The organism is Limosilactobacillus coleohominis 101-4-CHN, from assembly GCF_000161935.1.
Taxonomy (GTDB): Bacteria; Bacillota; Bacilli; order Lactobacillales; family Lactobacillaceae; genus Limosilactobacillus; species Limosilactobacillus coleohominis_A.
Genome location: NZ_GG698804.1, coordinates 122390 through 135195, shown reverse-complemented (window position 1 = coordinate 135195; position 12806 = coordinate 122390). Strand labels below are relative to the sequence as shown.

13 protein-coding genes are annotated in these 12806 nt (G+C 42.4%); 11 read left to right on the top strand and 2 right to left on the bottom strand.

Going from position 1 to position 12806, the window contains the following annotated elements:
* Positions 1 to 35: 35 nt before the first annotated feature.
* From eno to smpB, 6 genes are all read left to right on the top strand, one after another.
* A complete protein-coding gene (eno, locus tag HMPREF0501_RS05745; RefSeq protein WP_040455986.1) occupies positions 36 to 1358 on the top strand; it encodes a phosphopyruvate hydratase in 1323 nt (440 codons plus the stop codon).
* Positions 1359 to 1503: 145 nt separating this feature from the next.
* Positions 1504 to 2892 carry an amino acid permease gene (locus HMPREF0501_RS05740; protein WP_006916963.1) on the top strand — a complete coding sequence of 463 codons (1389 nt, stop codon included), beginning with the start codon at positions 1504 to 1506 and terminating at the stop codon, positions 2890 to 2892.
* A 43-nt stretch (positions 2893 to 2935) separates the two neighbouring features.
* A complete protein-coding gene (locus HMPREF0501_RS05735; protein WP_040455984.1) occupies positions 2936 to 4498 on the top strand; it encodes a ClC family H(+)/Cl(-) exchange transporter in 1563 nt (520 codons plus the stop codon).
* A 53-nt stretch (positions 4499 to 4551) separates the two neighbouring features.
* Complete coding sequence (gene secG / locus HMPREF0501_RS05730) at positions 4552 to 4791, top strand: preprotein translocase subunit SecG (RefSeq protein WP_006916961.1); 240 nt, start codon at positions 4552 to 4554, stop codon at positions 4789 to 4791.
* An 83-nt stretch (positions 4792 to 4874) separates the two neighbouring features.
* Complete coding sequence (gene rnr, locus HMPREF0501_RS05725) at positions 4875 to 7226, top strand: ribonuclease R (protein WP_040455982.1); 2352 nt, start codon at positions 4875 to 4877, stop codon at positions 7224 to 7226.
* A gap of 15 nt (positions 7227 to 7241) precedes the next feature.
* Positions 7242 to 7715: an SsrA-binding protein SmpB gene (gene smpB, locus HMPREF0501_RS05720; RefSeq protein ID WP_006916959.1), complete on the top strand. Its 474-nt coding sequence runs from the start codon at positions 7242 to 7244 to the stop codon at positions 7713 to 7715.
* A gap of 43 nt (positions 7716 to 7758) precedes the next feature.
* Here smpB and HMPREF0501_RS05715 read toward each other — a convergent pair whose 3' ends face one another.
* Positions 7759 to 8304: an LURP-one-related/scramblase family protein gene (locus tag HMPREF0501_RS05715; RefSeq protein WP_040456044.1), complete on the bottom strand. Its 546-nt coding sequence runs from the start codon at positions 8302 to 8304 to the stop codon at positions 7759 to 7761.
* A gap of 125 nt (positions 8305 to 8429) precedes the next feature.
* Here HMPREF0501_RS05715 and HMPREF0501_RS05710 point away from each other — a divergent pair, with 125 nt between their 5' ends.
* From HMPREF0501_RS05710 to HMPREF0501_RS05695, 4 genes are read left to right on the top strand one after another with little or no spacing between them, the layout of a single operon-like run.
* Positions 8430 to 9125 carry a uracil-DNA glycosylase gene (locus HMPREF0501_RS05710; RefSeq protein ID WP_006916957.1) on the top strand — a complete coding sequence of 232 codons (696 nt, stop codon included), beginning with the start codon at positions 8430 to 8432 and terminating at the stop codon, positions 9123 to 9125.
* 11 nt (positions 9126 to 9136) lie between these two features.
* Positions 9137 to 10102 carry a phosphate acetyltransferase gene (pta, locus tag HMPREF0501_RS05705; protein WP_006916956.1) on the top strand — a complete coding sequence of 322 codons (966 nt, stop codon included), beginning with the start codon at positions 9137 to 9139 and terminating at the stop codon, positions 10100 to 10102.
* A gap of 1 nt (position 10103) precedes the next feature.
* Positions 10104 to 10556, top strand: coding sequence for a tRNA (adenosine(37)-N6)-threonylcarbamoyltransferase complex ATPase subunit type 1 TsaE (tsaE, locus tag HMPREF0501_RS05700; RefSeq protein WP_006916955.1), 453 nt, complete (start codon positions 10104 to 10106; stop codon positions 10554 to 10556).
* A complete protein-coding gene (locus tag HMPREF0501_RS05695; RefSeq protein WP_006916954.1) occupies positions 10553 to 11062 on the top strand; it encodes a GNAT family N-acetyltransferase in 510 nt (169 codons plus the stop codon). Before tsaE ends, HMPREF0501_RS05695 begins: the two co-directional genes overlap by 4 nt.
* A gap of 56 nt (positions 11063 to 11118) precedes the next feature.
* Here the strand turns inward: HMPREF0501_RS05695 and HMPREF0501_RS05690 are convergent, their stop codons facing one another.
* The gene (locus tag HMPREF0501_RS05690; RefSeq protein WP_006916953.1) at positions 11119 to 11655 is read right to left on the bottom strand and encodes a 3'-5' exonuclease; all 537 of its coding nucleotides are present in this window, start codon (positions 11653 to 11655) and stop codon (positions 11119 to 11121) included.
* 95 nt (positions 11656 to 11750) lie between these two features.
* On the opposite strand from HMPREF0501_RS05690, the gene murB reads away from it, so the two are divergent.
* The gene (murB, locus tag HMPREF0501_RS05685) at positions 11751 to 12647 is read left to right on the top strand and encodes a UDP-N-acetylmuramate dehydrogenase (protein WP_006916951.1); all 897 of its coding nucleotides are present in this window, start codon (positions 11751 to 11753) and stop codon (positions 12645 to 12647) included.
* The last annotated feature ends 159 nt before the right edge of the window (positions 12648 to 12806 follow it).

Here is a 12806-nt window from a genome sequence, read left to right as displayed (position 1 = left end):
GAGCTTTCCAATTTATTCTGGAGGAGAGAAATACAATGTCACTTATTACAGATATTTATGCTCGTGAAGTCCTTGACTCACGTGGTAACCCAACCGTTGAAGCTGAAGTTTACACTGAAGCTGGCGGTGTTGGTCGTGGAATCGTTCCATCTGGTGCTTCTACTGGTGAACACGAAGCTGTTGAACTTCGTGATGGCGACAAGAACCGTTTTGGCGGCAAGGGTGTTTTAAAGGCTGTTGCTAACGTTAACAACGTTATTGCCAAAGAAATCGTGGGAATGGAAGTTACTGATCAAATTGCGATTGATAAGGCAATGATCAAGTTAGATGGTACCCCTAACAAGGGTAAGTTAGGTGCTAACGCCATTTTGGCTGTTTCACTGGCTGCTGCTCGGGCTGCTGCAGACGAACTTCAAGTTCCTCTGTACAACTACCTTGGTGGTTTCAATGCTCATGTAATGCCAACCCCAATGATGAACGTTATCAACGGTGGTGCACACTCTGATAACAAGGTTGACTTCCAAGAATTCATGATCATGCCAGTTGGTGCTCCAACTGTTCGTGAAGCCATTCGGATGGGTTCTGAAACTTTCCATGCTTTAAAGAAAGAATTGGAAGCTGCCGGTAAGGTTACTTCTGTTGGTGATGAAGGTGGATTTGCTCCTGACTTTGCAAACAACGAAGAACCATTTGAATTCTTAATCAAGGCGATCAAGGATGCTGGTTACAAGCCTGGTAAGGATGTAGCAATTGCCTTTGACGTTGCTGCTTCAGAATTATGGAATGACGATGACAAGAAATACAAGCTTCGTTGGTCAACTGGTGAAGAATTCACTACTGAAGAATGGATTGACTACTTGTCAGGAATCATTGCTAAGTACCCAGTTGTATCTGTTGAAGACCCAATTGATGAAAACAACTGGGATGACTGGGTAACGATTACTAACAAGCTTGGTAAGAAGGTTCAATTAGTTGGTGACGACTTCTTTGTTACTAACACTGATTACTTAGCTAAGGGTATTAAGATGGGTGCTGCTAACTCCATCTTGATTAAGTTGAACCAAATCGGTACCTTAACTGAAACTGTTGAAGCTATCGAAATGGCTAAGGAAGCTGGTTATACAGCAATTGTTTCTCACCGTTCTGGTGAAACCGAAGACACGACCATTGCGGACTTAGTTGTTGCTACGAACGCTGGCCAAATCAAGACTGGTTCAATGAGCCGGACTGATCGTCTTGCTAAGTACAACCAATTAATGCGGATTGAAGATAACCTTGGCGATGTTGCTAAGTACAAGGGAATTCGTTCCTTCTACAACTTAAGCGAACAAGCTAAGTTAGATATCGAAAACCGTTAATTAAAGCAAAAACTTAGTTTTTAAGGACTGAACATTGTTTGTTCAGTCCTTTTTTTATGAAATTCAGCTAAGAATTTCTCATTGATTTTTTATTTAAGCTTATTTATAATAACTCCAGAAATTATTTGAAGGAGTGAATCGGTCAATGGCAAAAAATGATGCTCCAGAATTGTCAAGAACAATGACGGCTGGACAAATGGAAATGATTTCGCTTGGTGGTGCAATTGGGGTTGGACTATTTATGGGTTCTACCTCGACAATTAAGTGGACCGGTCCATCAGTGTTATTGGCATACGCCTTTGTTGGCTTAATTTTATATGTCGTGATGCGAGCGCTCGGTGAAATGATTTATATCAATCCTGGGACCGGATCATTTGCTGATTATGCTACTGAGTATGTGCATCCGTTGGCGGGATACCTTGCAAAATGGGCTAATGTTTTTGAATATATTGTTGTTGGGATGTCTGAAGTGGTCGCAGCAACTGAGTATCTAAAATATTGGTGGCCACATTTACACACGTGGTTTGCTGGAATTGTAATTATTATCTTCTTAGTTCTAGCAAACCTAGCTAGTGCAAAGGCCTATGGCTCCCTTGAATTTTGGTTTGCCATGATTAAAGTGGTCACGATTATCATGATGATCCTACTGGGCTTCATGGTGATTTTCTTTGGCTTTGGCAATGGCGGGCACCCCACAGGTTTTTCCAACCTCTGGGCTCACGGTGGTTTCTTCACTGGTGGTGTCAAAGGTTTCTTCTTCTCAATGTCGATTATTGTAGGTTCCTATGAAGGAATTGAATTATTGGGAATTTCGGCCGGGGAAGTTGCAAACCCGCAAAAAGCGATCGTTAAGTCGGTTAAATCCGTTCTATTACGGATTCTGATTTTTTATGTTGGGGCTATTTTTGTGATTGTGACGATTTATCCATGGAACCGGCTAAGTGCGGTTGGTTCACCGTTTGTTTCGACGTTTGCCAAGGTTGGAATTACTGCCGCAGCTTCGATTATTAACTTTGTGGTCTTAACAGCTGCCTTATCCGGTGCTAATTCAGGAATTTACAGTTCCAGTCGGATGCTTTTTAAGCTTTCACATGAAGGAGATGCTCCAAAGATTTTTGGGCGGCTTTCCAAGCGCATTGTCCCGGATGCAGCTATTTTGGGAATTTCTGGTGGGATCTTGATTGGCTTCATTCTAAACATGGTGGCTACAATGTTTAGCAAGTCTACTTCTGACCTTTTTGTGGTTGTCTTTAGTTCTTCTGTTCTACCGGGAATGGTGCCATGGTTTGTGATTTTATTGGCTGAATTAAAATTCCGTCATAATAATCCCGATGTCATGGAGAATCATCCCTTTAAATTACCTTTGTATCCACTATCTAATTACTTTGCGTTCCTAATGCTCTTTGTAATTGTTATCTTTATGTTCATCAATCCCGATACCAGAATTTCGGTGATTGTCGGTGCTGCGGTATTAGTTATTGCCACGGTCGTTTACCTAGTGCGGCATAAGGAAGATCAATCAGCAAGTCATTAATGAATGTGGTACACTCTAAAAGAATGAAAATTTTGGAGTGGCAATGTTGAGTAAATTACATTTTGGAAAATTAAACTTTAGTAATCTTCGTCAAATTGGTCGGGCAATTGCCATTGGAATCCTGACTGGATTAGTTGTGAGTGTCTTCCGCTCCGCAATCCAGCATGGATTAACACTGGTAATTGCCTGTTTTAATTTCTTTCATCATCAGCCAATTTGGTTAATTCCATGGGTAATCGGTTCCGTCATTATTGCTTTGCTTTTGGGGAGAATGTCTCAAAGAAATCCAAACATTAAGGGATCCGGAATTCCCCAAGTGGAAGGACAATTGACAGGACAGTTTGATGAGCAGTGGTGGCCGGTTCTTTGGCGAAAATTTGTTGGTGGTATTCTGGGGATTGGTTCCGGCCTATTTTTAGGCCGAGAAGGTCCTTCAATTCAGTTGGGAGCCACCATTGGTCAAGGAATTGCGGAACATAATCACGTTACTAAAATTGAGCGGCGGGTTGGGATTGCTTCTGGTGCGGCTGCAGGTTTATCAGCTGCATTTAATGCACCGATTGCGAGTTCAATGTTTATTTTGGAAGAGGTTTATCATAACTTTTCACCGCTCGTCTGGCTGTCTGTATTTATTAGTGCCGTTGTTGCCAATGGGGTTTCAATGACCTTCTTTGGATTACGGCCGGACCTTGATTTACCACATCAGGTTCTTTTTCCAGCAAATCAGTATATCCATTTAATTATTCTGGGGTTGCTTTTAGGAATCCTGGGGCGAGTTTATCAATACGTGATCCTTCATTTAGGTACTTGGAGTCGTAAAATAAAGTGGTTTAAGCCTAGCTGGTACCCGGTAATACCGTTTTTACTGGTTATTCCAATCGCGTGGTATTGGCCAGTTACACTTGGTGGTGGAAATAATTTAATTATTTCTTTACCAAAATTACCACTATCCATTCCATTATTATTTGGTTTCTTACTATTACGGTTTGCTTTTTCCATGGTTAGCTATGGTTCTGAAATTCCTGGAGGGATTTTTCTGCCAATCTTAACGCTTGGGGCCGTCATTGGTGCATGCTATTGTGCTACGCTAGTTTCTTTCGGCTTCGTCCCTAAAGAATACTTGGGAAATTACGCTATCTATGCCATGGCGGGTTATTTTGCTTGTATTTCGAAAGCGCCGTTTACCGCCATCTTATTAATTACGGAAATGGTTGGCTCGATGACCCATCTGATGCCATTGGCAGTAGTAGCGGTCACCGCGTACGTAATGAATGATATTCTAGGGGGCCTGCCAGTTTACATGGCGATGTTTAACAATTTTATTCACCGTAGCCCACGAAAAGAATTAACGGGTATCACTCAAATGACGGTTTCAATCTTTGCGGGGTCCCGACTGGATGGAACCCTGATTAAGGATTTTGGATGGCCAACCGGCAGTTTAGTTCTAGGCATTTATCGTGGTGAGGAAGAATTAGTTCCTCACGGTGAAACCAAGCTTCAAGTAGGGGATACCTTGGTGATTCAGTTGACGGGTCACCATCACTTAGAAAACCAGCGCTTAATTAATCAAGCTGCCCATCAGCATGAACAACCTAGTCAAGAGTAGTAAAGTATGGTATCATTGAATAGTTATAATGTGGGAAATTAGGAGGAAGAACCTTGCAAAGTATGTTAATGACCCTCTTCTTAATTGACTGCGTCGTTTTGATCGCATGTGTTATGATGCAGCCAGCAAAGAATGATAATGACGCCATGTCAGCCTTAACCGGTGGTGCTGGTGATCTATTTTCACGTCGAAAAGCTCGTGGCTTTGAAGCCGTAATGCAAATTGTTACAACCATTGTTGGTGCTCTGTTCTTTATTTTGGCATTGGCACTGGTCTATGTTTCGGCGCATTAAAGAAAAACACAGGAGAGGCTGAGAAATGACGGGAGTTGTTTCGCAGCCTTTTGTTTTATCTAACTTCATTAGAAAGGAATAATATGACTGAATTAAAAACAAAAATATTAGAAGATTTACAGGCCAATCCGACCATCAGTCTGTCTGCGGAAAAGATTGCCCGCAAGCTGGGGATGAATTCAGCGGAAGATTTTACTCCGATTGTACAAGCGCTCGCGCAGTTGGAACGGGAAAAGAAGGTTGAAGTTACTGATCGAGGAGAATTTAAAATTATTCCTCAACAACAACTGGTGACCGGAATTTTCCATGGTAATAGTAAGGGATTTGGTTTTGTAGCCTATGATGAAACATTACCGGATATCTATGTTAACCCTGATCACACCATGCATGCATTATCTGGTGACGAGGTTCAAGTTAAAATTTTGCGGGCCGGTGATCCGCGTTCTGGACAGGGTCCGGAAGGCGCGGTTGCTGATATTTTGGATCACCATTATGATCATGTGGTGGGTGAGTTCAAAAATCTGACGATGGGGAATTATATCGGTGAGATTATTCTCAAAGATAAAAAATTGAGCCACCTTAAATTTTATGTATCTGATCAAGGACTCCACCCGCAAGATGGAGAAATTGTGACGGCAACGATTGCTGAATACCCAAGTGCGGATGCACCGGCGGTGATGACGGGGGCCGTAACAGAGGTTGTTGGTGATAAAAATGAACCGGGAATTGACATTCTATCTGTGGTCTATGCTCATGATGTTCCGCATGAATTTCCTAAGGAAGCAATGGAGCAAGCAAATAAAATTCCGTTGAAGGTTCTTCCAGAGGAGAAACAAGGTCGTAAGGATATCACTAAGCAGCCGTTAGTTACAATTGATAGTATTGAATCCAAAGACCTTGACGATGCCGTTGTAGCTTGGAAGATGGATAATGGGCACTATCACTTAGGGGTTCACATAGCAGATGTAAGTCACTACGTCCAACCAGGTACGCCATTGGATGAAGAAGCCTTTAAACGGGGGACATCGGTTTACTTGACTGACCGTGTTATTCCCATGCTGCCACGGCGATTATCCAACGGTATTTGTTCCTTGAATCCAAATGAGGAACGGTTGGCAATGTCTTGTGAAATGGAAATTGATGAGCAAGGAAATATCTTAAAGCATGATATTTTTCCAAGTGTTATCAAATCACATGCCCGGATGACCTATAAGGCCGTTAACAAAATTTTAGAAGCTAATGATGAGAAAACGAAGGCCCAGTACAAAGAACTTGTACCAATGTTCCAAACAATGGCGGAACTACATCGCATCTTGTTCAAGCACCGTCACCGGCGGGGAGCCATTGATTTTGAAGCACCAGAAGCAAAGATCATTGTTGATGAAACGGGACACCCAACTGATATCCAACTGCGTGAGCGGGGATTATCTGAACGGATGATTGAGTCCTTCATGCTAGCGGCCAACGAAACAGTAGCAGAACATTTTGATCATCTTCACGTGCCATTCCTTTACCGGATTCATGAAAAGCCAGATGGTGACCGGATTAAGGACTTTGCTGACTTCCTAAGTGTTCTTGGGATTGAAATGAAGGGTGACTTAAATAATGTTAAACCCAAAATGCTGCAACGGGTGTTGAAACAAGTTGCCGGAACTCCTGAGGAAGAAATGGTTCAAGTTATGATGCTCCGGAGCATGCAGCAGGCGAAATACTCTGCGGATGAATTGGGGCACTTCGGCTTGGGTGCAGAATACTATACGCACTTTACTTCACCAATTCGGCGTTATCCAGATACGACCGTTCATCGTTTGATTAAGTGGTACCGTGAACACGGTACAAGTGAAAGCGCTAAGGCTAAGTATCGTGATCGCTTGCCAGAAATTGCGGAACATACTTCGATTACTGAACGGCGTGGAATTGATACTGAACGAGACGTTGACAGTATGAAGAAAGCTGAATATATGGAAGACCACGTTGGGGAAACTTTTGAGGCAGTGGTCAGTTCCGTAATGAAATTCGGGTTGTTTGTTGAATTACCGAATACCGTTGAAGGGCTGATTCACATTAGCGCAATGAATGATGATTATTATGAATATGTTGAAAAGCAAATGGCCCTAGTTGGACGAAGTAATCATCATATTTTCCGGATTGGTCAGCCGGTAAAAGTCAAGCTGTTGCGGGTTGACAAGGATCAAAGGGAAGTTGATTTTGAATTAGTTAATCCAGAGGATGCTCCAGTAACCAAACTGCGCGTCGGCCGTGATAATGGTCGTCATGGCCATGGACGCGGCCGTGGCCATCATCAAGGTCATGAACGCCGTAATAACCACCAGGGTGGTCGTGATAATGGTCACCGGAATAATCGACAAATTAACCGTGGGCAAACCCGTCATGGTGGTGACAAATACCAACACGATCGTAAACGGCGACATTAAAAGAGAGGTGATTGGATGGCTGGCAAAAAGCACCAGGCGCCAAATGATAACCTAGTAGCGCAAAATAAAAAAGCTCGTCATGATTACGCAGTGATGGCGACTTATGAAGCCGGAATGGTGCTCACGGGTACGGAAATTAAGTCAGTCCGTGCCCGGCGAATTAATTTGAAAGATGGTTACGCCCAATTTCACAATGGTGAATTATGGTTGATGAACGTTCACATTAGTGAATATAGTAATGGAACGATTTTTAATCATGATCCACTACGTAATCGGAAGCTTTTGTTGCACAAGAAAGAACTCAAAAAGTTAGCTGGCGAAATGAGTGCCAAAGGGGTAACTTTAATTCCGCTCAAGGTTTATCTGAAACATGGTTTTGCAAAGGTCTTATTAGGACTCGCTAAAGGGAAACATGAGTATGATAAACGGAATGATATTAAAAAACGTGAGCAGGAGCGCCAGATTGAGCGGGTTATGAAACATTATTAAATAAGAAACGGTCAGAAGCATTTTGCTGCTTCTGACCGTTTTATTATTTGGTTTTACAACAACCAAGTTGCGGAAGCGAATTTCGGTTCCAACGCCAACCGTGACTCCGTTGCCATTTTCTGGCGGTAGCATGTTTATTAGCCCAGTGGTTTAAAACACTGGCAATTAAAATTGCAATGGGTTCATCTGCCTGTTGATTAATGGTAATACGGCAATATAATCCATTTTGCTCTGGTTCCATGGTAAATACTAAGTGGTTATTGCGAAAAACACGATAGTGATTAGTAAAGGCATTACCAACAATGACCCAATTCAGGCCATGAATATAAATGAATTCACGAACAAAGCCCAATGATTTACCAATGGTGCCGATTCGTTGCCGATTTTGGTAAATGGCAAACTTGGGCATCAAGCCAAGTGATAGTTGTTTAAGTTCTGCTAATAACTGTCCCTGCATTGTATAAAGCGACAATGCATCATTCCTAAGTCCCCACTTACCAGTCAGAAGATAACATGCTTGATCGAAGTTATCATGGATAATGGTTGCTGAATGATCATTTGCCCGGTTTTTTAGGTACAAGGTCCGCATTTCATTCACCGCTTTTCCAACGTTTGTCGTTTAAATTCATTTTACCAGTTGAACTTTTAATTGAACAGTTTTCTAAAGAGAGTTTAAAGATGGAATATGGTAAAATATTTACGAGGTGGACAGCATTGAAACAAATTATTCATAATGATTGGTGGCCCATTTTAAAACCGCAGTTTGAAGCCGATTATTATCAGCAATTACGGCAGTTTTTAATTCAGGAATATCAGCATCACACGGTGTATCCGGAGATGCATCACATTTTTGAAGCTTTTGAATGGACCCCCTTTAGTAAAGTTAAAGTTGTTATTTTAGGTCAGGATCCTTATCATGGCCCTCACCAAGCGCATGGGTGCAGTTTTTCGGTTTTGCCAGGAGTAAAGGTACCGCCATCCTTACAAAATATTTATAAAGAACTCCAAAATGACCTCGGGTATCCACCAGTCCACCATGGTTACTTAAAAAAGTGGGCTGATCAGGGGGTATTACTTTTGAACTCGGTTTTGACGGTTCGTGATGGTCAAGCCTATTCACACCGGGGACATGGTTGGGAAAAACTAACGGATGCTGCAATTCAGGCACTCTCTAACCGCCCTGAGCCAGTTATTTTTATCTTGTGGGGGCGGGCAGCACAAGCTAAGAAAGCCTTAATCAATACAACCACTAATATTGTGTTGGAATCCGCTCACCCAAGTCCACTCTCTGCTAGTCGGGGCTTTTTTGGGTCCCGTCCATTTTCCAGGACGAATGAAGCATTAAAAGCAATGGGTGAACAGCCAATTGATTGGCAACTGCCAGCTCACGTTGATATTCAGACAAATTAGGAGGAGATATCATGGATATTTTTGAAAAACTAGCCAATGATTTAAAAGGACAACAACGGACGATTGTTTTCCCAGAAGGTAATGATGAACGAATCATGGGTGCAGCGATTCGTCTGCATAATGACGGAATTTTACAACCAATTCTACTTGGTAACGAAGCCGATTTAGGACAAGTTGCTAAGGATCACGGTTGGAACTTAACTGGAATTGAGATTATCGATCCGGCAACTTATGATAAGCAAGCGATGCATGATGCATTGTTAGAACGGCGGAAGGGTAAGAATACCCCAGAACAAGTGGACCAAATGTTGGAAGACGTTAGTTACTTTGCCACGATGTTAGTGTACATGGGAAAAGTGGACGGGATGGTTTCTGGCGCTGTTCACGCCACTGGTGATACGGTTCGTCCAGCTTTGCAAATTATTAAGACTAAACCTGGGACCAAGCGGATTAGTGGTGCATTCATTATGCAAAAGGGTGCAGAACGCTATGTTTTCGCTGATTGTGCCATTAATATTGAACTGGACGCACCAACGATGGCAGAAGTAGCGATGGAAAGTGCTCATACGGCGAAGTTATTTGGACTTGATCCAAAAGTGGCCATGCTGAGCTTCTCCACCAAGGGATCTGCCAAGGGTGAGATGGTTACAAAGGTTGCAGAAGCTACCCAACTGGTTCACAAACAAGCACCAGAATTAGCTGTGGATGGTGAATTACAATTTGATGCAGCATTTGTACCGACGGTTGGTCAATTGAAGGCTCCCGATTCAAAGGTGGCTGGTCACGCGAATGTCTTTATCTTTCCAAGTTTGGAGGCTGGAAATATCGGTTATAAGATTGCGCAACGGTTTGGCGGGTTTGAAGCAGTTGGACCAATTTTACAAGGCTTGAATGCACCGGTGGCTGACCTTTCCCGGGGTACCAACGAAGACGAAGTTTACAAAGTCGCAATTATCACAGCAGCCCAGGTTGATTAGTATGAAACGAATCACATTAAATAGTCGTGAAGACACCATTGCCTTAGGCGATAAAATGGCGCCATTTCTGCATGCTGGAGACGTGATTGTTTTAAATGGTGATTTAGGTGCTGGTAAGACCACTTTTACGAAGGGGATTGCCAAGGGACTTGGTGTTAGTGAAGTTATTAAGAGTCCGACCTTTACCATTATTCGCGAATATCAGGATGGGCGGCTACCACTCTACCATATGGATGCTTACCGACTGGAGAATGGTGGAGCTGAAGATTTAGGATTGGATGAGTATTTTGATGGCGACGGTGTCAGCGTGGTCGAGTGGGCACAATTTGCTGAAGAGGAGTTGCCTGATGAATTTTTGGCCATTACGTTTCGTCGGACCGATGATGAAAATAGTCGAGTACTGACTTTTGAACCGCGGGGCGATCATTTTATCAAAATGGTGGATGCACTATGAGCGATACCAAAGAAGTAACGCTCAAAATGGCAGTGACTGAAGATGCCAAGGCAGTATTACAGCTTCTACGACAAATTAATCGCGAAACGGCAGTGGTTATGATTGACCATCTATCGTCGTTAACGGTGGCTGACGAACAGGCTGCTCTTCACGAGATGAGTGTTCGCAGTGATTGTTTAGTATTACTGGCAGTGCTGGATCAAGAACCAGTCGGTATCGTCACAATTACAAAGGTTGATGAAGAAGCAAACGCAGGTGAATTAGGGGTTGCAGTCCTGAAAAAGTATTGGAATCATGGGATTGGCACTCTCCTAGTGAATGAAGCGATTTATTGGTTTCAAAACTATAGTTCGTTAGCCCATTTAGTGTTGGATGTTTTCAAAAATAATTCACGAGCCCGTCATTTATATCAAAAGTTAGGTTTTATTCAAACGAGTACGGCCTCCCATAAAGATAGTCGTAGGATACAGCAAGACGTCATTCTGATGGAATTTGTAAATCATTAAGAAAATGCCACGGAACTTTAACTTGCAAAAAAGCAATTGAAGTTCTGTGGCATTTTTTAGCCGAGCATTTTAACAAATGGTTTTAATCGACTTGGGCCAAACTGTTCGACCTGATTAATGAGAATGTCAGCACATGCTTGGGCATCATCTAAAGCATTGTGGTGATGATTTAGCTCAATCTTTAATGCATCAGCCACCGTATTTAATTTGTGATTAGGTAATCGCGGCAAGAGCTTTTGACTAGTGCGCAGGGTATCGAGAGTTTGGTAGGCTGGTGGTGTGATCTTGTAATGTTCCAAGGTGTTTTTCAAAACACTATTATCGAAAGTGGCATTATGAGCAATAACTAATTTATCTGGAGTATAGAATGGCGCAATATGTTTCCATACTTCAGGAAAGATGGGGGCATTTGCTACATCACGTTCATGAATGCCGTGAATTTGAATATTTCGCCAATTAAAGGGTGTTTGGGGATTAATCAATGAATAAAATTCATCAACGATTTGATTATCTCGTACAATCGCCAGCGATAACGAGCATGCACTATATCTTTTTGGACTAGCAGTTTCAAAGTCCATGGCAATAAAATTCAAAGTTCAAAGACCTCCAGTCATGATGTGGAATTGTTTTTAAATCTAATTTTATAATGATACAATATTAAATATCAACAAACAAAGGACGATTAAAAATGGCTGAAAATATTAAGACACGTTTTCCAGAAATCGATATTAAAGAGAATGAACCATTAGCAAAATATACCTTTACTCATACGGGAGGCCCAGCCGATTGGGTCGCATTTCCGAAGAATGTTGATCAAGTTCGGCAATTGGTAACTTTTGCTAAGGGACATGACTTACCAATTATGGTGCTGGGTAACGCCAGCAATCTAATTGTTAAAGATGGTGGCATTGCTGGATTAGTGTTAATTTTAACGGCAATGAAGTCCATTACCGTTCATGGCCAAACGGTTACCGCTGACGCTGGTGCGGCGTATATCGAAGTCACAAAAGTTGCTCGCGACCACTCCTTGAGCGGGATTGAATTTGCTGCTGGAATCCCGGGGAGTGTCGGTGGTGCTGTTTTTATGAACGCCGGGGCTTATGGTGGCGAAACAAAAAATGCAGTTGCCAAAGCAACGGTGATGAACCGGACGGGTGAAATCTTTGATTTAGATAATCAAGCACTTGATTTCGGCTATCGACATAGTGCAGTCCAGGACCAGCATTTAATTGTGTTATCTGCCGACTTCGCCTTACAACCAGGTGATTTTACGGCAATTAAGGCGGAAATGGATGATTTAAATGCGCGCCGGGCAGCCAAGCAACCATTAGACCTGCCATCATGCGGGAGTGTTTTTAAACGGCCGAAAGGTTATTTCGCCGGTAAATTGATTCATGATGCTGGTTTACAAGGTTACACATCAGGCGGGGCCCAGGTTTCTAAAAAGCATGCTGGTTTTATTGTGAATATCAATCATGGAACGGCAACGGATTACTTGAACGTTATTCATCATGTTCAAGCAACGGTTAAGGAAAAATTTGGTGTTGATTTGGAAACAGAAGTCCGGATTATTGGCCGGGATTAGAAAAGTGAACGAAACAGAATCCATCATTGGTTTCTGCTTCTCATCACGTTGAGACGTAGTTAGTTTTTAGAGAGCATAAATAGGGCTCCAGAGTTCGGTTTACCGAGCACTGGAGCCCTATTCGTATTTTATGTTAGAAATATTTATTATGACATCGTC